We start from the raw sequence: 19,099 nt of genomic DNA on the forward strand, positions 1-19,099 counted from the left end.
TCAAAGGAGGTTTTCATGAAATCAGAAATTGCGTACCTGGCTGGTGGTTGTTTTTGGGGCATGGAAGACCTTCTGCGCAAACTTCCCGGAGTGATGAAAACGGAAGTGGGATATATGGGTGGAAACACCCCAAATGCCACCTACAACGAAGTAAAAACCGGCACGACTGATCATGCTGAATCCGTGAAGGTAGAATTCAATCCGGATCAACTCTCATACGAAAACCTGCTGCTTTATTTTTTCAAGATTCATGACCCCACGACAGAAAACCGTCAGGGCAACGACGTCGGCACCCAATACCGTAGCGAGATTTTTTATACTTCTGACGAACAAAAGCAAACCGCTGAAAAAGTAATAGCGCGAGTTAATAAATCTGGCGCATGGGGAAAACCTGCTGTAACGACTGTTGCCGAAGCTCCTCAGTTCTGGTCTGCAGAAGGCTATCATCAAGATTATTTGTTGAAGAATCCAGGTGGTTACACTTGTCATTTTGTCCGCAAAGTCGATTTTTAAGATTAAACTGTGGCTGTTTCTGCAAATAAAAAAGACTATCTCGCCCACTCTCGTGGAACACTAAAATAAGTTTACATGATCGCAATTTATATAGAGCAATTTCTCTAAACTTCGTAGTCACAAGTAGTTACAACTTCGTAATAACCGATTTTGAGTTGGAAAGTTGTAGAAAGACACTGTAACCCGTAAGTAGCCGTAAGCATAAAAGGGCGGCTTGAAATGAACTCACGTGTTATTGCAATATTTATCATTCTCGGATTTTGTGCGCAGCCGGCAGCGGCGGACACAATTTTGGTACGTTCCGATGCGTGGTGTCCGTATGTTTGCGATAGCAGCAAAGCCCCCGGTTATATGGTTGAAGTTGCAACCAAGATCTTTGAAAAGGCCGGCCATAAAGTTAAATTTTCGATGGTGAACTGGGCCCGGGCCGTGAACGAAACCCGAAAAAATAAAGCCACCGCCGTTTTAGGCGCTAACTATAATGACTGTCCTGATTTCGTATTCCCCTCAAAAACATTGGGCCTTGGACAGGATTTCTTCTTCGTCAAAAAAGATTCCAGTTGGACTTATAAAGACTACTCTTCCCTGACCGGCAAAAAAATCGGCGTGATCAATGGCTATGCCTATGGTGGCGATGTCGATCGCATTATCAATGAGAACCGCGAAATCTTTGTTTCAATCTCTGGCGAACATCCTCTGGAGCAAATTTTAAAAATGATGGAAAGCAAACGTCTGGATGCGTTCATTGAAAACCAGCTGGTTCTGCGCACAGTGCTCTCGGAGATGAAAATCAACCCTGAAGAATACAAAGCGGTCAGCTCGACGGTCGCCAACGACGCGAAACTTTTTATGGCGTTCTCGCCGTCCAATAAAAAATCTGAAGATTATGCGAAGACGTTCTCCAAAGGCCTGGTTGAAATGCGCCAAAATGGAGAGCTTGCACGCATTCTTATGAAATACGGAGTCCCTGACTGGGACCCGCACTCAACCACTATTGATCCGACTAAATAATTTTTGCGCCGGAAGCCTCAAGGGCTTTCTTGATTTTTTCAACATGCTCGATGCTGGAAGTTTCCAACACGAAATCAATGCGCGTTTCACGCAGTGACAGACCTTGGGAAACCCGGTCATGACGAACTTCCAGAACGTTCGCTTTTTCAGAGGCAATCACCTGAGTCAGATTGCTTAAGTTCCCCGGCAAATCATCCACGATCACCGAAAGCTCGCACAGTTTCCCGCGCAGCGCCTGACCACGATCAATGATCTTGCTGACAATATTCAAATCGATGTTGCCACCGCTGATAATCACGCAGCACTTTTTGCCCAGATCCAGTCCGCCATGCATCGCTGCCGCCATCGCAGCAGCACCAGAGCCCTCGGCCACGGTTTTCGCACGCTCCATCAGGAACACTATCGCTTCTGCGATTTCGTCATCACTGACGGTCACGACTTGATCGACATACTTGGAAATAAAACTATCGTAAATAACCTGCGAAGGATTTTTGATGGCGATACCATCAGCAATCGTCGCCGCCCGTTTCTTTTTCTGATCCGGTGTTTGCTTGTTGTAAAGGCAAGCCATTCCCGGCGAGCGATCACTTTGCACACCGATCACGCGAATTTTCGGATTGATCGTTTTCACCGCAAGCGCGACTCCGCTGATCAAGCCCCCACCGCCAATAGGAATAATCACAGTATCCAAATCCGGAACCTTCTCCAGAATTTCAATACCGATAGTCCCCTGACCTGCGATGACCAAAGGATCCTGATAAGGATGCACGAAAGTATAACCGTGTTCTTTTTCAAGTTTTTGCGCGTGCTCGTAGGCTTCATCGTAGATTTCGCCTTTTAAGATCACGTTCGCACCATATGCGCGCGTTGCTGTTGCTTTGCTGATTGAGCAATTCTCTGGCATGACGATGGTGGATTTTACTCCTGCCAAGCGTGCGGAAAGCGCCACGCCTTGAGCATGATTTCCAGCGGAACTGGCAACCACTCCGCGAGCTTTTTCTTCGGCGCTTAAGTTAGAGATTTTATTATAGGCGCCACGAAATTTGAAACTGCCCGTGCGCTGAGTGTTTTCAAATTTGAAGTACACTTCACTGTTCAGGAGGTTGCTGGCACTGATAGAGTGACTCATTTCAGTGGGACTGATGATATCTTTGATTAGCTGACGGGCTTTTTGAATGTCTTCAAAAGTTACTTTCATAGGGAACCGAAACTCCTGTTAGTCGACCTACTTTCTTCCAAAATAGCACCTCGGGCAAGAGGCTTTCCAAGGTCCCGGTTTTTAATGGAATTTCCCAAAATGATCCTAACTACATGGAATCACTAAATTAATTGATAAATACTTTAATATTCGCAGAAATATTATGTCGCACAGGTTAACCAAAAATCACCGAAATACTCAAAAGCACTCATGATTTTGGCAAAATCGCCGAAAAGTCCAGTGAGGGGTATTGCTTGATCAAACGACTCAGAATTCTACTAATTACGACATCACTGATGTTTCTTGGAGCATTCGCATTTGCGCAAGCTTCAGAGAATATTCGCGAGCTCGTTTTCAATGGAAGAGTGAATGCTCGCTCCTCGCCTGAGTTCACAAAAAACTCCCGAAATATTTTATCGACTGTGCCTCCAGGTTCAAAAGCGGAAGTGGTTACCACGAAGCGCATGAATTCTTCCGGTTCCTATGCTGTGCAAGTTCGCTTGACCAGTGTGGGTACAGGTAAAACCAAAGCCAAAGTAGGCGACTTGGTCTGGGTATTCTATAATAAGAAAAATCCGTGGTTGAAGTTCCGCGACGGCGATGACGTGGAAATGCAAAATCCAGAGTCAGCCTTGGCCAAGCAATCCCGCGAAGCTGGTGCCTCACAACCCGCGCCTTCTTCCAACGATGACAAATCGATTGATCCGAATGAAGCGATGCCAGATCAATCACGCACTGAAGCTGGCATGGGTGGCAACTGTAAACTGACGAACTCCTGCGGTGGCACTGAAGCCAATCGCAATGATTTGAAAGATGTTGCGACGAAGGCTTTGGATGATGCTGCCTCCAAAAGTAAAAAGCCCAAAGACTTGAAAAAAGATTCCCCAGAAGTCGCGGCAAGTGACAGTGCCAAAGCGAAAGATGACGCTCTTTATGCTCGCTACAAAAAGCGCCGCTATACCATGAGTGAACATGACTGGAAGAACTTTCCTAAAATCGCAAAGTACTCCAACGATCCTAAAACGCAAAAAATGATTAGATCGGCGATGGCGAACAAAGAGCCCTACTCCACTAGTATGTGCTATCAGTATGTAAAAAGAGCTGGTATGGCGGGTGGCTGGTTGAAAAAGTATCCACCAGGTGGCGAAGCGAAGGACGCTGTCCGCGACTTAAAAGCCCAGGGATTTACCAACTTAATGGAATCTCCTTATAAAGGAATCATTAAAACACCGGACGATGCTCCAAAAGGAGCTATTCTGGTCTACGCAACTTCAGATAAAAATGAAGCTGGCGATATTCAAATCAAGACAGACTGGGAATCAGATGGTGGTTACGTCAGCGACTTCGTCAGACCCCGTGATATGAGTCAGGGAAAAGACGGCAGCTTTATGACATTTGATAAAGCGAAACGCTTTGCCAGAAAAGGGAAACCTTATAAAATCATCGGTGTGATGGTCAAAATATAGGGATGTATATGAAGAACATATTTTTAATCGCTCTTATTTTTTCATTGATCAGTTTTAAAGCCGCGGCTGTGTCGGCGGATGACTCATTGATTGCGTTGAACAAAGCAGAACAACTTGTGACTTCCCTGCCCGAGGAAGGACGCTATCAAGATAGTGACAGCAAGAATCGCGATAAGATCTTCGATATCCTGGAAAAATCCGTGAAGGCCTTTAAAGATGCGCCTGAAGATCAGCTTTTGTTGGATCAAATTGTTAAAGTGGCTTCAGCAATGAATAAAAAAGATACTGAACAGTACTCTTCCGAGCTGGTGCTGGTGCTTTTTGATTACTCGGAGCCTGAATTCAAAAACAAATCGGCAGCTATTAAAAAGCGTCAAGAGCAGTACGATACCGCTTTAAAAAAGCTTTCGCCAGTGGATGCTGCTGCCTTGAAAAAATCCATACAGAACTTCATCAGATCAAAGCATCAAGGTAACGGATAGCACTCCCCGATTCTTCGAGGACAAAGTTGTCGAATTTACTTCCGTAGCGGAAATGAAAACGACAACCTTGAATGCAAAAAAGGCAGCTTCAAGCTGCCTTTTTTATTTAGACCTTTACGCTAACTTCGTGAGCAGGATGTCTTTCACCGCGTTTCGTGTGAATCGGTGATGAGATATAGCCGTTGTCGGTGTTTCTGATATACGCCAAGTAGTCCTGCAAGCCATCGTGATCAGTGTTGTCGCTCGCAAGGATGCCGCCACTGCGCAATTGATCTTGCATCAGCTTCAATACGTCCATGTACATTCCCTTTGGGCCGTCCAGGAACAGCAGGTCCACGTTTTGTGGTTTGTCCTGTTTCAACGTTTGCAAAGCATCGCCCACGCGGAACTCTACGTACTCGATCAAACCAGCCTCAATCAGATTCTGTTTTGCTTTTGCGGCTTTTTCAGGATGAAACTCTGTGGTGATCACTTTGCCACCGCCATTATCTTTGATCGCTGCTGCCAGATAAATTGTCGAAACACCGAATGAAGTGCCGAACTCCACAATCGTTTTTGCTTTTGTCGCACGCGCCAACGCGTAGAGCATGTTTCCAAAATCAGAGCCGACGGCCATGTACACTTTGCGCATGGCTGTATAGAACTCTTCGGAAGTTGCTGTGTTGGGAAGTTCGTTCGCTTCTTTGCGATTGATCGCATCGTTATCTGCGGAGTCTTTATAAAGAGAAGCCAGGAGTGTTTGTACTTTGGGATTTGCCAACCATGAATTCATAATCGATTCCTTCCGCTTTGGAATTAAAATTGAATTCGATATAACCAAACCAAGATTCAAACACTATTAATAATGTTTGAATCAATTCAGAAGACAACCAACTGACAATATCTGTAACTAAACCTGAATGGACTTCAGATCTATACAGTCGCGATCTTTTGGAAGGAATCAACTTCCAAAGAAGCTCCACCAACCAGGAAGCCACTGACGTGAGCTTGCTTGATCAGTTGACCAGCGTTATCCGGCTTCACGCTGCCACCGTAAAGAATCGGTGCTGTGAATCCCATTTTAGTCAGAATGCTGTGAACGTCTGTGTGGGTCTCTGCCACTTGTTCAGGAGTCGCCACTTTACCAGTGCCAATCGCCCAAACCGGTTCATAAGCCACAACAATCGGTTTTGCTTTGTCAGCTTTCGCCAAGCCCAAAAGCAATTGAGTTTCCAACACGCGGAATGTGTGAGTTGCTTCACGCTCTTGCAGAGTTTCGCCAATACACAACATCGGAGTCAGACCCAAAGATTGAACGTAAGCCACTTTATCAGCGATCAAAGCATCGGTTTCACCAAAGATAGAACGACGCTCACTGTGCCCGATCAAAATGTACTGACCACCCAGTTCTTTAACAACTTGAGCCGAGTTTTCTCCAGTGAAAGCCCCAGAAGCCTGAGTATACGCATTCTGCACACCAATCTTGATCGCAGAACCCTTCACCGCCTCACAAGCCGCTTCCAAAGAAATAGCCGAAGGAAAAAACACAACCTCGCCAGTTACAGAACCCATCACCTCTTTGAACTTGCTCATAAAAGCACGAGTCTCCGCAGGCGATTTAAAAAGCTTCCAATTACCAGCAAAAATCTTTTTCATAAAAACCTCAATAAAAGAAAGGCTCCTTTGAGGAGCCTTTCAAAGAAACTATTCGTAATTGCTCGCTGGACGAGCCTTCGTGCGCAGGATTTCCAGACCTGGCAACTTATCGCCTTGAAGATATTCAAGGGAAGCTCCGCCGCCTGTAGAGATGTGGGTCATCTTGTCTGCATAGCCCGACATTTCTGCGGCTGCTGCGGAATCACCACCACCTACGATTTTTGTCGCATTTGATTCAGCGATCGCTTTTGCTACGCCGAAAGTTCCTTTAGAGAAAGCTGGATTTTCGAAAACGCCCATTGGGCCGTTCCAGAAAATAGTTCCTGCTTCTTTAAGAGCTGCAGAGTAATTGCGAATCGTTTGAGGTCCGATGTCCAAAGCCATCTCGCCATCTGGGATGACAACGTCTTTAGTTGTGTGAGCATTCGCCACATCACCGAAAGCTTTCGTCGCCACGTGATCAACTGGAAGCAGGATCGTTTTGTCACGAGCTGCAATACGTTCAATCATCTCTTTGCAGTAGCGAACTTTATCAGCTTCTACCAAAGAGTTACCAACAGACACGCCTTGAGCTTTCAAGAACGTGTAAGCCATAGCACCACCGATGATGAAACCATCAACGATGTCCATCAACTTTTCGATAACCGGCATTTTGTCAGAAACTTTTGCACCACCCATTACAGCGATATACGGGCGTTTTGGATTCGTCAGCAAAGAATCAAGCATGTTGATTTCCTTTTCGATCAGGAAACCAATGCCTTTTTCTTTCATCACAGACGGCAACGCATGAATCGTTGCGTGCGCACGGTGGGAAGCACCGAACGCGTCGTTGATGTAGATCTCTGCGTAGTTTGCGATTTTTTGCGCGAACTCGATAGAGTCTTTTGTTTCTCCCGCCTCAAAACGTACGTTTTCAAGAAGGATCAACTGATTCTTTTTCAAAGAAGGCAGCAAGTGAACTGGAGCATCAGAGTCCGGTTCTTCAACCAGGATCACTTCTGCATTCAAGTGCTCTTGAAGACGTTTTGCAACAGGCTCCAAAGAGAACTCTTTATCGTCCTTCGTTTTAGGGCGACCCAAGTGGGAAGCCATAACGATCTTCGCACCATGTTCCATGCAATACTTGATCGTCGGAAGGGAAGCCGTGATACGGTTTTCGTCCGTGATCTTGCCATCTTCCATGGGAACGTTCAGATCCAGGCGAAGGAAGACCACTTTGCCTTCCAACGCGAAATCACGAACGGTTTTAATACCTTTAAGACCTGCGCTCATCGATTACAGACCTTTCGCAGCCATGTGTTTAAGAACGTCAACCATACGGTTAGAGAAACCAGTTTCGTTGTCATACCAAGAAAGAACTTTCACCATGCGAGGACCTACAGTCATCGTTGATGCAAGGTCCACGATAGAAGAGAATTTGTTGCCGTTGAAATCAACAGAAACCAGTTCGTTCTTTTCACAAGCCAACACGCCTTTCAAAGCACCGTTGGAAGCTGCGATAAGCGCTTCGTTAACCGCTTCTTTAGTTACGTCTGCTTTAGCAGTGAATGTGAAATCCACCAAAGATACGTTCGGAGTTGGAACACGTACGGAGATACCATCGATTTTGCCTTTAAGTTCCGGCAATACCAAACCTACGTTTTTAGCTGCCCCAGTTGTTGTTGGGATCATACTGACTGCAGCTGCACGGGCGCGGCGCATGTCAGAGTGAGGAGCGTCCAGGATTTTTTGGTCGTTCGTGTACGAGTGGATTGTCATCATAGTGCCGTGCTCGATACCGAATTTTTCATTCAATACTTTTGCAAGAGGCGCCAGGCAGTTTGTTGTGCAAGATGCATTTGAAACTACGTGGTGTTTTGCTGGATCGTAGGCTTCGTGATTGATGCCGTAAACCATAGTGATGTCTGCACCTTTTTCAGCAGGGCCAGAAACCAATACGCGTTTCGCTCCGCCTTCGATGTGCTTCATGAAGTCTTCTTTGTTCTTGAATGCGCCAGAGCACTCAACAACAACGTCCACGCCCCAAGCTTTCCAAGGAACTTCAGCTGGGTTGCGGAATTTAGTAACGTGGATTTTTTTACCGTTAACGATCAGGTTTTCGTTATCGTGAGAAACATCACCAGCGAATGTGCCGTGTGCAGAGTCGTATTTCAAAAGATGCGCATTGCCTTCAATGCTATCCAAAGAGTTAATACCTACGATTTCAAACTGATCATGAGCCGCTCTGAAGAAAACGCGACCGATACGACCAAAACCATTAATACCAATGCGAAGTTTTGCCATGAATAAGCTCCTTGTTTTAAAACCCACCCAATATGGGCCTTAGAACGCAAAAAAGCCAGTCTAGACACCCCGTCCCGACTGGCTTTTACGGCTAATTCGCTATGTTGGTTCTAGAACCGGCTAACGTTGATATTCGGGTAACCGTCCAACGAGAACACTGTCAAAAGAACGTCAGCATAACCACCCATGGACTCCAAACGTACGTCGATCGCTGTCACACGGTCGCCGCGGTAGAAGTTTTCAGAAATAGCGCTTTGACCCGCGTACATAGTTCCACGGCCTTGAAGGCTGTAAAGAGACAGTCTTTGGCCTCTTTGCGTGTAGACGATCGCGTCATGAACGCGAACACCTGCTGTCAAAGTACGAACTTGAATTTGATCCACCGCTTGAGGGTAAGCCAGGCTCAAACGAACCCACTCCCCACCTGTGCGGCGAGTGATGCTGGAAACCTGAACATCCGCGCGATCATAACGATCACCTGGGTGTGGAGGAGGAGGCATTGGACGTGGTGGACGTGGACGACCCGGTCCTGGAGGACGAGGCCCTGGCCCGTAACCGCCATCACCGCGACCTGGATGACCTGGGCGACCGCCCCAGCTTACATCAGTGGAACGAGTTTCTGACCAAGAACCATTGTGTCCCTGGCAGGCGATACCTTGAGTTCTTTCAGAGCGTCCGCGCATTTCAATTACGCTGACATATTCACGGCAATATTCGCCGCGGGAGTTGTAACCTTCACGAGTGGAGTTGAAAGATCCCCGGGCACCAGAACGGGAACCATAGCGGCCGCCATCCCAGTCACAGTTTTCACCTACGTTGCCCTCAAGAGAGCGACGTTGTGCTTCGTTGTAAGCACGGCGATCATTGTCTTCCATATTTTCGCCAAGTTTGTTTCCGATCACAGAACCAGCGATTGCACCGATAATAGTTGCCGCTGTTTTTCCATTGCCCTTACCGAAACCGGAACCCGCGACACCACCGATGACTCCGCCGATGATTGTGCCGACGTCGCCTTTATCTAAAGCTGCGTGTGCAACAGTTGAAGTTTGCATAACTGAGGCGAACAATGCCGCGCCAAGGATCAGGTGATTTCTTTTCATAAGTGGTTCCCTTTCGATAAGAGTTTTAACTTGCATCAAACCTATTAACAAAGTTCGTGCCACTCAAATCGGGGCCATACTGGCCCTAATCCCCTCGAAAAGAAACGCTAAATTGTATTACGATATTTTTAAACGGAAACCTTTAGGCTACAAACATCAGAAGGCAAATAAGCTGACACATACTGCCCGTGATCACGAACATGTGCCAGATACCGTGGCCATGTTTAATTTTTTCGTCGAATAAAAAGAAAATGAAACCAATCACATAGGCCAGAAAGCCCACCATGATTAAAGCGAATCCCCACAGCGACACCGCTTGGTAAAGCTGGCTCAGCACCGGAATCACCGACGCACTCATAGTGACATAGAGGATATTACGCAAGGTGGCACCCTTAGGCTTCCTGAAAACTTCCAGATATATTCCCAACAGCGCCAGTCCCCAAACGACCAACAGCACCGAGTACCCCGCGACACCACTGATCGCCAAAATCATATAGGGTGTGTAGTTCCCTGCGATCTTAAAATAAATTCCGATATAATCGAGCTTTTGGAATGTGCGCTTTTGCTCGCCTTGAGCAGAATGATAAAGAACCGACAAAACATAAATCAGAACGGTTGAAACACCGTATATCGTAAATGTAATAATGCGCGGAATATCCTGACGCACGAAGGCCGTATGCATCAGGAAAGCGACGCCCACAAAGGCAATCAGGGCTCCCAATAAGTGGCTAAAAGTATTAAATTTTTCACCGTGCTGCACAGATAAAAGTCGTTCCACCTTTTTAGCTTAAAACCCTTGGCCAAAGCAGCGCAAGAAACTTCACTGGAATCTGGCCGTATTTTCGAATTTAGTTGCCAAGCTCCCCGAGTTCGATAAAGACGGCACTATGAAAAACAAATTGATTCTCATCGCGGTGTCACTGGCGTCTTTGGCTGCCTGTCAGGGCGATCTGACTTCGCAGCTTCAAATCACGCAAGACAACGCCGTCATCAACGGCAGCAAAGTCACCTCACGCAATACCGCAGCCGCGAAAAGTTTGGTTTTCATTGAACTATTGGGAGCAAATGGCGCAGTTCGCACATTTTGTTCCGCTGCTCTGGTTGGAACTCGCACAGTTCTTACAGCGGCCCACTGCTTTGATCCGAAGCATGTGAAAACCTTCACAGGCTTTCAGGTTGTTTTCGCCAATCAAATCGGAATCAAAAACTCACTTGTTCGCCGTGGTCTGGTATTTAAAAAACATCCTGAATACAACACCAATGGAGTTTACAACTACGACATTGCGATGGCTGTATTCGAAGGCACAGCCCCTGCTGGTTTCATTCCAGCTGTGATGGACTCTGATACCCGTGCCAACTATGGTGGCAACACATTGTATGTCTATGGATACGGCCGATCTCAGGACTACACAGGCAAGCCCAATGAAAACTTACGCCACTCTGTCGGAGTTTTACATCGCGGAGTCGTGCAAGTTCAAAACGACTACAATCAGCTCGGAGATTTGTATCTTCTGAAATCCAGTTCGGCTTCGCATATCTGTCAGGGTGATTCCGGTGGACCGCAGTTTTACAGTCAAAATGGTGTAACTAAAATCGTCGGCGTGACTTCCGCGAACTTTGGTAAAGTTCTGGAAAACGGGCAACATTCCTGCCGGGAGCATTCTCAGGCAGCCAAGGTCGCCCCCAATTATGCCTGGTTTAAGCGCGAAGAAAGACTGGCTTTGGGACGATAATGATCCTCAATGGGCACTGTGGTATCAATTTTTGATGCCTAAAATGTGACATTGGAGTGTTTGGAATAAAAAGGCGATACCTATTTGTGTGAGGCGCTGATGCCTACAAGAAACACCAAATAGGAGTTCCCAATGAAAACACTAATGATCGCTTCCCTGGTTCTGGTTGCTGGCACTTTGATCAACTCTCAAGCACAAGCTGCGATGAAACCGCAACTGCAATGCGAATTCACTTACTACATGCCAAACAGTGATGACATCACACTGCAAATCAAAGGCACCTCGAACAATTTCATCGAAAACAATCCTGTCGTAAAACTTTATGACGACCGCAACTCTGACTGGGGAAGTGTTTCACTGAGTGACGGTGGCTCACAGAATCCCACTCTTCACATCGGTATTCTGCAATGGCGTCAGGATATCGTTATCGATCATGAACAGGATATTTCACTGCGCGGGGCTGAAGGAAATATGTTCGGGTTGAAATGTCATATCTACCGCATTCAGGATTTGAAAAACGGCTACAACAGTTTGCTAAGCCTGCCTGAACCAAAACCGTACTCGGCAATAAACTCTTCCAAGTCTGAAAACCACTGGTTTCTGGGAACGACATCATTCCCTTACGCTGATGTGTTCGAGCAAACTTACGAGGTCCGCGAAGACGGCGGCTTCGGCGTGACTGAGCACGACGTGGTCTTCAACACCAACTACGCAACGATTGTAGGCTACGAAGTCATCAGCAACTGGCACGACGGCACAAACGGCAAATGGAGCATTGACGAGCGCACCATCGGCGGCACCAGAGCTATCATCGAACTGCGCAGCAAACAGTTCCGCGGAATGAACTTCACTGTGAAAGTTTACTGGGTTCCAAACTTCAACTTCGCTCAAGACTGGAGATTCAACAATCCGTTCTAAAAAAATAAAAAGGCCCCGTGAGGGGCCTTTTGCTATTGATTAAGTCCGATCTTTTGCGGCGAAGTTGGGAATTTCGCCGGTTCAAAATCCCCCGGCTTCCAGGTTCCGTTAAACGCAGGATCTGTCGGTCCATAGATCCTAAAATATGTAAACCAACCACGCCCTGGTACTGTCTGAATCCATAAGTTTTCTTTACCAGCCGGAGCCTTGGGACCAAAGTACAAAGTCACCTCTTTTGTCCCTTCCGGAATTTCACGCAACTCAAACAAAGAACGAAGTGCCGCTTTATTCTGAGCACTTTGCACCTGACTGCGAGTGTGCGCATCGTAAGCCGTGACGGACCAGAATAATTTCGCGGGAACTGGATAAGGAACTTTCAACTGATAGGATTTTCCACCGTCCAGATACGCTCCCTTATTATCGGTATGTCCTAACCAATATAGGGAACCCGCTCCCGGGCTGCGACTGAACATTGCCGGAGAAGATACTATTGCCTGTGCAAACCAACGGTCGCGCGCTTGAACATCCATTCCTTGAGGAGTCATAAAATAACCATTGTCTGACACGTAACTAGCCCACTCCCAGCGTCTGTCTTTCCAGGTGATTCTTTCAGGACGGGAATCAGCAAATGCAGCCACAATCATCTGTGCTTTCCCATCACGGGCAGCTCTTTCCAAAATTCCCTTCATCCGTGCATCCGGCTTAAACTCTTTACCTTTGGCTATGCCCAGACTTTCAAGAACCCCATACATCGCCACATACTCTGGATTGGCAGGTTCTTCTGAGATCACTTTGTGAAGGTTTTGCCAATACTTGATATTGTCTTCCCACGACAACAAAGAAACATCGACCTTGCGATCTGTGGCATCGACCATTTTCATTCGTTTGTCAGGATTATTCAGCGGATAAATTTTAATATTGGGCAAAGCCTCCAGTGCCTTCTTCATGTCACCATCCGTCGGCAAGGATCGTATCGCTACCAGGTTTTTCATCGTCGCCGATCTTCCGACTTGATACCCTTTAGGAATTTCCCCTTTGTATCCCGGCGGTAAAATCAGATGCTTTCCGCCCTGTCCTTTATTGGGACCTGGAATACCGAAATCCAAAATCCATTTTTGATTGTGATCATTGACCAAACCAATATAGGAACCGGGCGGCACTTCAACCACCATGGGGCCGTTGGAAAGATCAATGTTACCTCCACCATAAGGTGTGTCCGAATTCAGGGTTAAGCCCACATGATGAGGCTGGGCCGCCATAATGAACATGCTTTCGTTATCCACACTGCCCTGGGCGCGCGTACCTTGAAAAATGCCTTCCGCGGAAACCGTCGGAAAGAAGAAACGGTAGGCCGTCAACGCACGTTGATAGTCCTGATTGTCCTGCACTCCCTTCACTAGGGACGGATTCGGAAAACCATTTGATTGAATGACATTGGTTGAGGGTTTGGCGTTAGCAGAAACTGAAATTGCTAACGACAGCACAAGTATCGAAGTTTTCATCGCGGTGATTCCTTTTTTGGTTGGTTCGTCTTTATTTTAGACGATCAACCCTTCAGATCACGCAGCCTTCGAACTCATTGTGGAAAATCATGAAATCAATATGCTTCACTACCAGCCATAACTTAAACAAAACGTCAGACCGGTAAGATCAAATCGTGTCTGGCCGGCAAGTTGCGCGGACTCCTGGCGATAACTCATTTCAAAATTCAAAAGCTTCTTGCTCATTCCAAAAAGCATTTCAACACCGACGGCGGCGCTATAGCCATATCCAGGCGATGTTTGATGAGTCTTAAGTGAATTGACAGTCGTTGAAGTACTAAGGCTGAGCTGGTTGTAACTGACATACCCGCCACCGCTCAGATAAAGATTTGTCCCGGATTCTCTGCGCGGAACTGGAAAGAACATTCCACCCAGTTCCCCTTGTCCGAAATAGAACGTATAAGGAGATAAAACTTTGTCAGTGCCATCCAAAAAATTCTGCTGACCTGACGAGCTTCCAAATCGGCCTCTGATATAACCGCGAAAGATGTCTCCACCGGCATCCCGAAAAAACTCGACGCCTACAGCGGGACTGCCTTTCGCCAAAGACTTGCCTTCATCGCCCGAAAACACCGTTTGAAACAAACCCATTTTTGTCGTGCGAAATTCTCCCGGACCGGAAGCTTTGGAAAAGCCCGGCACGATCGACACGATCGAAAAAAGAGTTAGTAACAAGACGGCACTGAACGTTCTCAAGTCGCTGCTCCTTTGGGATATTAAATAAAATTTCTTAACAATTTATCGGAGAGAAACTCGTCTTAAGAACAAGACCATCGTCCAATTCGCGGGCTCAATTCGCACATATGATGTATTGCTAAAGGCATTGTAATCCAGCATCGCATCGAATGATGCGATTCCTACAGGACTGCATTCAGCAATCGATTACCAGGAAATTTTTGGGAACATTTTTAGAGCATTGGCCTTTGTCTGCTCAGCCAATTGTTCGACGGTCACACCTTTTAGGTCTGCCACGAATTTGGCAGTATGAACGACGTAAGCAGCGGTGTTCTTTTTTCCGCGCATCGGGATTGGCGCCAGGAAGGGCGCGTCTGTTTCGACGTGAATGCGATCCAGGGGCAAGCCACGAACCGTATTGCGCAAGTCATCTGCGTTTTTAAAAGTCACAACTCCGCTGATGGAAATATTAAATCCCAGATCCAACGCTTCTTTTGCAAGCCATGAAGTGCCTGTGAAGCAGTGGATGATTCCAGTCACTTCGCCTTTGAATTCTTTCAGGATGGCGATGGTGTCTTCTTCTGCATCACGTGTGTGAATTTCAACTGGCAAACCGGTTTGCTTGGCAATTTCAAGTTGCGCACGGAAAGCGTGTTGCTGTTCTTCACGTGGTGACTGGTCGTAATAATAATCCAGCCCAATCTCCCCGATCGCAACCACTGCTGGATCGTTCGCATTGGCCAGAATAAATTTGCCGACTTCTTCTGTGTAGGTTTTGCCGTCATGGGGATGAATTCCCAACGTGCAATAAACGTCAGGTGCATACTTGTGCGCCAAATCCAAAACCAATGGCAGATCATTCAGCTCAGTACCGATCGTGATGATTTTGCGAACGCCGGCAGCCTTCGCATTTTGTATTGCGGCTTCGACGCCCTCTTCGAGCATATTTAGATGGCAGTGAACATCAATCCATTCAGTCATAGGACTATTCTACACTATATCCTGGCTGGTGATGAAGTATTCTTCCATCACCAACTGAGAATCTCTGTTGGCGCCCAAAGCCTGTTCGGACTGCAGGGCTTTTTGAATCAAAACGAGCAGTTTTGCGCGGGTCTGTTCGGCCAAAGTCTTAATCAGCTCGGCCTGATCCAGATTCGCAATTTGGGCTTTGGCACCCTCTTGATAAACAATGGCATCGCGGAAATAACCCACCCAATAAGACAACAATCTTTGCCCCTGTTGGCGGTCTTTGAATTCAGCCCGCCACATTTCGTTCAGCAAAAAATCTTTGTCTTTCATAAAGACTTTCAAAATCTCGACGGATTTTTCGCGAAGTTCAAGCTCTGGCCCATCCTGCAGTTGCGCCAGTTTTTCAAAACTGCCACCCGCGGATTTCAAAGCCCAGGTCGGTGCTTTCACACGCTTACCCAGATCTTCCATCGCCAGTGGTTTAAACTGCACAATGCGCGAACGCGAACGGATCGTCGGCATAATGCCGGCAACACTTGGAGCAATCAAAAAGAAGAATGTGCCATCTGGTGGTTCTTCCAAAGTTTTAAGCAAGGAATTAGCTGCCTGGGGATTAAGAAGCTGTGCCTGATCGATGATGATCACGCGGTTTCCGCCCAGGCTTTTCAGACTTAAGAATTCCAGGATTTCTTTGGCTTGTTCAATTTTGATGTTGGCACCTGAAGGTGCAATCATGCGCAAACCTTCGTGGGAATGACCTGCCTGCGCCACACGGAAACAAGAAGGACAACGACCGCAACCGCGGGGGCTTTGCGGGCACATCAAGGCCTGCGCCAGGCCAATCGCCGTCTGTTTTTTGCCTATACCAGAAGGACCCACGAAAAGAAAAGTCTGGCCCGGTTTCCCTGCTTCGAAGGAATCCACCATTTTTCCGATGATCTCTTGGTGTCCTAAGACAAAATCCAGCAGCCTTGCCACTTCTGTTTATTCCTTACTTCAAAATCTTTTTATCAGTCAGTGCTTTGATCAATTGTTCAAATAGCACGGCTGGAGTTTCCTTGGCATTCAGAACTAACCACGCTGACGAATCAGCCTTGGCTTGCGCCAGAAAACTTTGGCGCACTTTTTCATGGAAAGAATCCGCTTCCGATTCAATGCGATCTTCAGATTCACCGTTTTGTTCGCCACGCCCTTGACGACGCTTGCGCGACTCCTCGACCGGCAGATCCAACAATACTGTCAGATGCGCTTTCAACCCACCCGTCGCAAAGTTATTCAGCATCACCACTTCGTTTTCAGAAATCTCGCGCCCACCACTTTGAAAGGCGATGGAGCTTGCCGCGAAACGATCGCACAAAACCCAAGAGCCTTTTTCCAATTGAGGACGGATCACCTGATCCACGTGCTGGGAACGACTGGCTTCATACAAAAGCAATTCCGTGCGTGCCGTGGGAGCCGGTCCCTCTTTGCGCAGGATCATGTGTCGGATTTCATCCCCCAAAGGAGTACCGCCCGGTTCACGAGTCATGTATGTGGGAATTCCACGCTTTTGCAGCTCTGCTTCCAGAGCCTTCATCAGTGAGCTTTTGCCAGAGCCGTCAAGGCCCTCAAATACCAGAAAAGACATGCCTAGTTTTGTCAGTCATTAGTCAGGCCCGGTCAACTAAAGGACTCACAACAAGGGGCGGCAAGTCTATTTTTGAACAATCCACTCCCCAGTGGCGTCTTTTCTTAAATTCAACACTGCGAAAGGATATTTCATCGGCTCACCCGGAATGCCCGTTTGCTTTGAAATCAATTGCATGGCATTGGCGAAATTAAAGCGATTTACTGCATCAGGGGACACTGACGATGCGACCTGCAAAAGTTTCTTGCGGGCGTCGGGCGTATAGGACTTGATGTAAACCGTGGCAACGCCAAAGCTTTCTCCGTTCATCTTGGTTTCATCCGCTGAAAACTCCGAGTATTTCACCATGAAACTGATGTAGGCGGTTTTAAAGGAGTCTGACTGAGTCAGGTAGCCCTTGGACTCCTCTGCGATAGTGCTTTTAAATTGAGCAGCCGCAGCAGCCTCGGCCGCTTTCTTCATGGCTTTTTCGTTGGAAGTACAGGCCACCAAAAATGCGAGGGAACCGATCGTCAAAGTCTGAATCAGTGTTTTCATACTGCTAGTGTACGGATGGGCTGGCTTTAAAGACAACCTCGCCACAGCCCACTGCGTCAATTCGCAAGCCGGGAACCAGTTTTGGGTGGACGAAGGTGACCCTTTATCCCTATATTGTGGGACTTCGGGAGATACTTGAAATGACTACTTTTGTTGGAATTATCCATATCATCGTTGCCCTTGTTTTGATCGTTCTTGTTTTGATCCAAGATTCAAAAAGTAACGGCGCTTTGGGCATGGGCGGAAGCTCAGGTTCAAACAGCTTGTTGGGTGCGACTGGTGCTCAATCCCTTGCTGGTAAAATGACTGTATGGGCCGCTGTGATTTTCGCAGTAACTTGCCTGGCTCTATCTGTTTTCACTTCTTCTACTCATAGCAAATCCGTAGTTGATACATTGCCAGCGGCAGCTCCTGTTCAAACAGCTCCGCCAGCCCCTACTGATGCTACTACTGCTCCTGCTGAAGCTGCACCTGCAGCAAGCCCAGCAGCTCCTGCAAAATAAGCTGCCATCTTTTAACTTCTTCGCTATAGTTTCTCTATGGCGAAGAAGAACAGCTTGTTGATTCCATCTCTTATCGGTCTTGGTGTATTGAGTGTCGCACTCTCTCTCCTTGTCTCCAATTTCACTGAAAAACAAAAAGTCTCTATTCGTCCATTAGCGCGTGTTGATTTGAACATGGGCACGGTCTTCGTTCTTCGTAAAAACATGACTCAGAAAGAAAATCTGACTCGCACGGCTTCATTGTATCCGCTGGATTCAGTTGAAACCGGGCCGGATGGCGATGCGACCATGACATTTGATTCCGCTTACCGCATTCGTGTGCAGGAAAACTCCCTGATCACTTTGGATGAGGAGTACGGCCGTCAGGTGATCCTGATCAAACGCGGTGATGTGCAAATGGAAACTGCGGGCCGAGATGGCTCGGTGATGATTTCCCGCGATGGTGTTCGTTGGACTGCCAACGATTACGAAACCAATTACCGTAAGCAGGCTGCTTCCGGCAACCTGCCAGATATGGCTCCTTCCACTGAAGGTTTTTCAGGCTCCAGATCCGCAAGCGAAGGGCTGACCTCCGAGTTCATTCAGGAAACCCTCCGCACACACCGAAACTCATTCTTTAAGTGCTATACCCAGTTGCTGCAAAAAACTCCGGGCGTGGTTGGACAAGCCTCTGTTGGCTTTACTATCGAGCGCAGCGGAAAAGTCAGCAATCCCACTGTCACCAACTCAACCATCAGTGATGTCTCATTCAAAAAATGCCTGACCGAGGCCATCCGCCGCGTTGATTTTAAGAGCTTCTCTGGAGATCCGATTTCGACGGTTTTCCCTCTGAAATTTGAATAACCACCAGTGCAACTCTTAGGCATTGCTGTTTCAGTTTCTGAAACAGTGTTTCAAAAATGCCATTG

21 protein-coding genes are annotated in these 19,099 nt (G+C 47.2%); 8 read left to right on the top strand and 13 right to left on the bottom strand.

The window, feature by feature from the left end; all coding sequences use genetic code 11:
- Positions 1-15 precede the first annotated feature (15 nt).
- Together msrA and ACLVWU_RS13780 are read left to right on the top strand one after the other, a co-directional pair.
- A complete protein-coding gene (gene msrA / locus ACLVWU_RS13775) occupies positions 16-513 on the top strand; it encodes a peptide-methionine (S)-S-oxide reductase MsrA (RefSeq protein ID WP_413575388.1) in 498 nt (165 codons plus the stop codon).
- A gap of 219 nt (positions 514-732) precedes the next feature.
- Complete coding sequence (locus tag ACLVWU_RS13780; protein WP_413575389.1) at positions 733-1,524, top strand: substrate-binding periplasmic protein; 792 nt, start codon at positions 733-735, stop codon at positions 1,522-1,524.
- On the opposite strand, the gene ilvA is transcribed toward ACLVWU_RS13780, so the two are convergent.
- The gene (gene ilvA / locus ACLVWU_RS13785; protein ID WP_413575390.1) at positions 1,517-2,722 is read right to left on the bottom strand and encodes a threonine ammonia-lyase; all 1,206 of its coding nucleotides are present in this window, start codon (positions 2,720-2,722) and stop codon (positions 1,517-1,519) included. The two genes, ACLVWU_RS13780 and ilvA, sit on opposite strands and share 8 nt — an antisense overlap.
- A gap of 254 nt (positions 2,723-2,976) precedes the next feature.
- Here ilvA and ACLVWU_RS13790 point away from each other — a divergent pair, with 254 nt between their 5' ends.
- Both ACLVWU_RS13790 and ACLVWU_RS13795 read left to right on the top strand, forming a co-directional pair.
- A complete protein-coding gene (locus tag ACLVWU_RS13790; protein WP_413575391.1) occupies positions 2,977-4,188 on the top strand; it encodes a hypothetical protein in 1,212 nt (403 codons plus the stop codon).
- 8 nt (positions 4,189-4,196) lie between these two features.
- Positions 4,197-4,670, top strand: coding sequence for a hypothetical protein (locus tag ACLVWU_RS13795; RefSeq protein ID WP_413575392.1), 474 nt, complete (start codon positions 4,197-4,199; stop codon positions 4,668-4,670).
- 106 nt (positions 4,671-4,776) lie between these two features.
- Here the strand turns inward: ACLVWU_RS13795 and ACLVWU_RS13800 are convergent, their stop codons facing one another.
- The 6 genes from ACLVWU_RS13800 to trhA form a co-directional block, all read right to left on the bottom strand.
- Positions 4,777-5,442, bottom strand: coding sequence for an O-methyltransferase (locus tag ACLVWU_RS13800; RefSeq protein WP_413575393.1), 666 nt, complete (start codon positions 5,440-5,442; stop codon positions 4,777-4,779).
- Positions 5,443-5,582: 140 nt separating this feature from the next.
- Positions 5,583-6,305: a triose-phosphate isomerase gene (tpiA, locus tag ACLVWU_RS13805; RefSeq protein WP_413575394.1), complete on the bottom strand. Its 723-nt coding sequence runs from the start codon at positions 6,303-6,305 to the stop codon at positions 5,583-5,585.
- Between the two features lie 48 nt (positions 6,306-6,353).
- Entirely contained in the window at positions 6,354-7,577 is a 1,224-nt protein-coding gene (locus ACLVWU_RS13810) for a phosphoglycerate kinase (protein WP_413575395.1), read from the bottom strand.
- A 3-nt stretch (positions 7,578-7,580) separates the two neighbouring features.
- Positions 7,581-8,588: a type I glyceraldehyde-3-phosphate dehydrogenase gene (gap, locus tag ACLVWU_RS13815; RefSeq protein WP_413575396.1), complete on the bottom strand. Its 1,008-nt coding sequence runs from the start codon at positions 8,586-8,588 to the stop codon at positions 7,581-7,583.
- 110 nt (positions 8,589-8,698) lie between these two features.
- Entirely contained in the window at positions 8,699-9,688 is a 990-nt protein-coding gene (locus ACLVWU_RS13820; RefSeq protein WP_413575398.1) for a beta-sandwich domain-containing protein, read from the bottom strand.
- A 142-nt stretch (positions 9,689-9,830) separates the two neighbouring features.
- Positions 9,831-10,466 (bottom strand): PAQR family membrane homeostasis protein TrhA, encoded by a 636-nt coding sequence (gene trhA, locus ACLVWU_RS13825; RefSeq protein ID WP_413575399.1) that lies wholly within the window; start codon positions 10,464-10,466, stop codon positions 9,831-9,833.
- Between the two features lie 109 nt (positions 10,467-10,575).
- Here trhA and ACLVWU_RS13830 point away from each other — a divergent pair, with 109 nt between their 5' ends.
- Both ACLVWU_RS13830 and ACLVWU_RS13835 read left to right on the top strand, forming a co-directional pair.
- Positions 10,576-11,421, top strand: a complete 846-nt coding sequence (locus ACLVWU_RS13830) for a S1 family peptidase (protein WP_413575400.1) — start codon at positions 10,576-10,578, stop codon at positions 11,419-11,421.
- Positions 11,422-11,553: 132 nt separating this feature from the next.
- Positions 11,554-12,339: a hypothetical protein gene (locus tag ACLVWU_RS13835; protein ID WP_413575401.1), complete on the top strand. Its 786-nt coding sequence runs from the start codon at positions 11,554-11,556 to the stop codon at positions 12,337-12,339.
- A gap of 32 nt (positions 12,340-12,371) precedes the next feature.
- On the opposite strand, the gene ACLVWU_RS13840 is transcribed toward ACLVWU_RS13835, so the two are convergent.
- From ACLVWU_RS13840 to ACLVWU_RS13865, 6 genes are all read right to left on the bottom strand, one after another.
- Positions 12,372-13,841 (bottom strand): DUF1254 domain-containing protein, encoded by a 1,470-nt coding sequence (locus tag ACLVWU_RS13840; protein WP_413575402.1) that lies wholly within the window; start codon positions 13,839-13,841, stop codon positions 12,372-12,374.
- A 108-nt stretch (positions 13,842-13,949) separates the two neighbouring features.
- A complete protein-coding gene (locus ACLVWU_RS13845) occupies positions 13,950-14,576 on the bottom strand; it encodes a hypothetical protein (protein WP_413575403.1) in 627 nt (208 codons plus the stop codon).
- Between the two features lie 186 nt (positions 14,577-14,762).
- A complete protein-coding gene (locus tag ACLVWU_RS13850) occupies positions 14,763-15,536 on the bottom strand; it encodes a TatD family hydrolase (protein ID WP_413575404.1) in 774 nt (257 codons plus the stop codon).
- Between the two features lie 9 nt (positions 15,537-15,545).
- On the bottom strand, positions 15,546-16,502 hold the full coding sequence (locus ACLVWU_RS13855; RefSeq protein ID WP_413575405.1) for an ATP-binding protein: 957 nt from the start codon (positions 16,500-16,502) through the stop codon (positions 15,546-15,548).
- 13 nt (positions 16,503-16,515) lie between these two features.
- Positions 16,516-17,151, bottom strand: a complete 636-nt coding sequence (tmk, locus tag ACLVWU_RS13860; protein ID WP_413575407.1) for a dTMP kinase — start codon at positions 17,149-17,151, stop codon at positions 16,516-16,518.
- A 66-nt stretch (positions 17,152-17,217) separates the two neighbouring features.
- Positions 17,218-17,688, bottom strand: a complete 471-nt coding sequence (locus tag ACLVWU_RS13865) for a hypothetical protein (protein ID WP_413575408.1) — start codon at positions 17,686-17,688, stop codon at positions 17,218-17,220.
- 140 nt (positions 17,689-17,828) lie between these two features.
- Between ACLVWU_RS13865 and secG the strand changes: the two genes are divergently transcribed.
- Both secG and ACLVWU_RS13875 read left to right on the top strand, forming a co-directional pair.
- Positions 17,829-18,191, top strand: a complete 363-nt coding sequence (gene secG / locus ACLVWU_RS13870; RefSeq protein ID WP_413575409.1) for a preprotein translocase subunit SecG — start codon at positions 17,829-17,831, stop codon at positions 18,189-18,191.
- A 36-nt stretch (positions 18,192-18,227) separates the two neighbouring features.
- The gene (locus ACLVWU_RS13875) at positions 18,228-19,034 is read left to right on the top strand and encodes an AgmX/PglI C-terminal domain-containing protein (protein WP_413575410.1); all 807 of its coding nucleotides are present in this window, start codon (positions 18,228-18,230) and stop codon (positions 19,032-19,034) included.
- Positions 19,035-19,099 lie beyond the last annotated feature (65 nt).

The organism is Bdellovibrio sp. HCB290 (genome assembly GCF_047305925.1).
Taxonomy (GTDB): domain Bacteria; phylum Bdellovibrionota; class Bdellovibrionia; order Bdellovibrionales; family Bdellovibrionaceae; genus Bdellovibrio.

Bases quoted from the DNA above. Each gene is read 5' to 3' on its own strand.
- ilvA (WP_413575390.1), bottom strand. From the start codon at position 2,722: ATGAAAGTAACTTTTGAAGACATTCAAAAAGCCCGTCAGCTAATCAAA.
- msrA (WP_413575388.1), top strand. From the start codon at position 16: ATGAAATCAGAAATTGCGTACCTGGCTGGTGGTTGTTTTTGGGGCATG.
- ACLVWU_RS13865 (WP_413575408.1), bottom strand. From the start codon at position 17,688: ATGAAAACACTGATTCAGACTTTGACGATCGGTTCCCTCGCATTTTTG.
- ACLVWU_RS13850 (WP_413575404.1), bottom strand. From the start codon at position 15,536: ATGACTGAATGGATTGATGTTCACTGCCATCTAAATATGCTCGAAGAG.
- gap (WP_413575396.1), bottom strand. From the start codon at position 8,588: ATGGCAAAACTTCGCATTGGTATTAATGGTTTTGGTCGTATCGGTCGC.
- ACLVWU_RS13820 (WP_413575398.1), bottom strand. From the start codon at position 9,688: ATGAAAAGAAATCACCTGATCCTTGGCGCGGCATTGTTCGCCTCAGTT.
- ACLVWU_RS13875 (WP_413575410.1), top strand. From the start codon at position 18,228: ATGGCGAAGAAGAACAGCTTGTTGATTCCATCTCTTATCGGTCTTGGT.
- ACLVWU_RS13800 (WP_413575393.1), bottom strand. From the start codon at position 5,442: ATGAATTCATGGTTGGCAAATCCCAAAGTACAAACACTCCTGGCTTCT.
- ACLVWU_RS13830 (WP_413575400.1), top strand. From the start codon at position 10,576: ATGAAAAACAAATTGATTCTCATCGCGGTGTCACTGGCGTCTTTGGCT.
- secG (WP_413575409.1), top strand. From the start codon at position 17,829: ATGACTACTTTTGTTGGAATTATCCATATCATCGTTGCCCTTGTTTTG.
- ACLVWU_RS13835 (WP_413575401.1), top strand. From the start codon at position 11,554: ATGAAAACACTAATGATCGCTTCCCTGGTTCTGGTTGCTGGCACTTTG.
- tmk (WP_413575407.1), bottom strand. From the start codon at position 17,151: ATGTCTTTTCTGGTATTTGAGGGCCTTGACGGCTCTGGCAAAAGCTCA.
- ACLVWU_RS13810 (WP_413575395.1), bottom strand. From the start codon at position 7,577: ATGAGCGCAGGTCTTAAAGGTATTAAAACCGTTCGTGATTTCGCGTTG.
- ACLVWU_RS13780 (WP_413575389.1), top strand. From the start codon at position 733: ATGAACTCACGTGTTATTGCAATATTTATCATTCTCGGATTTTGTGCG.
- ACLVWU_RS13840 (WP_413575402.1), bottom strand. From the start codon at position 13,841: ATGAAAACTTCGATACTTGTGCTGTCGTTAGCAATTTCAGTTTCTGCT.
- tpiA (WP_413575394.1), bottom strand. From the start codon at position 6,305: ATGAAAAAGATTTTTGCTGGTAATTGGAAGCTTTTTAAATCGCCTGCG.
- ACLVWU_RS13795 (WP_413575392.1), top strand. From the start codon at position 4,197: ATGAAGAACATATTTTTAATCGCTCTTATTTTTTCATTGATCAGTTTT.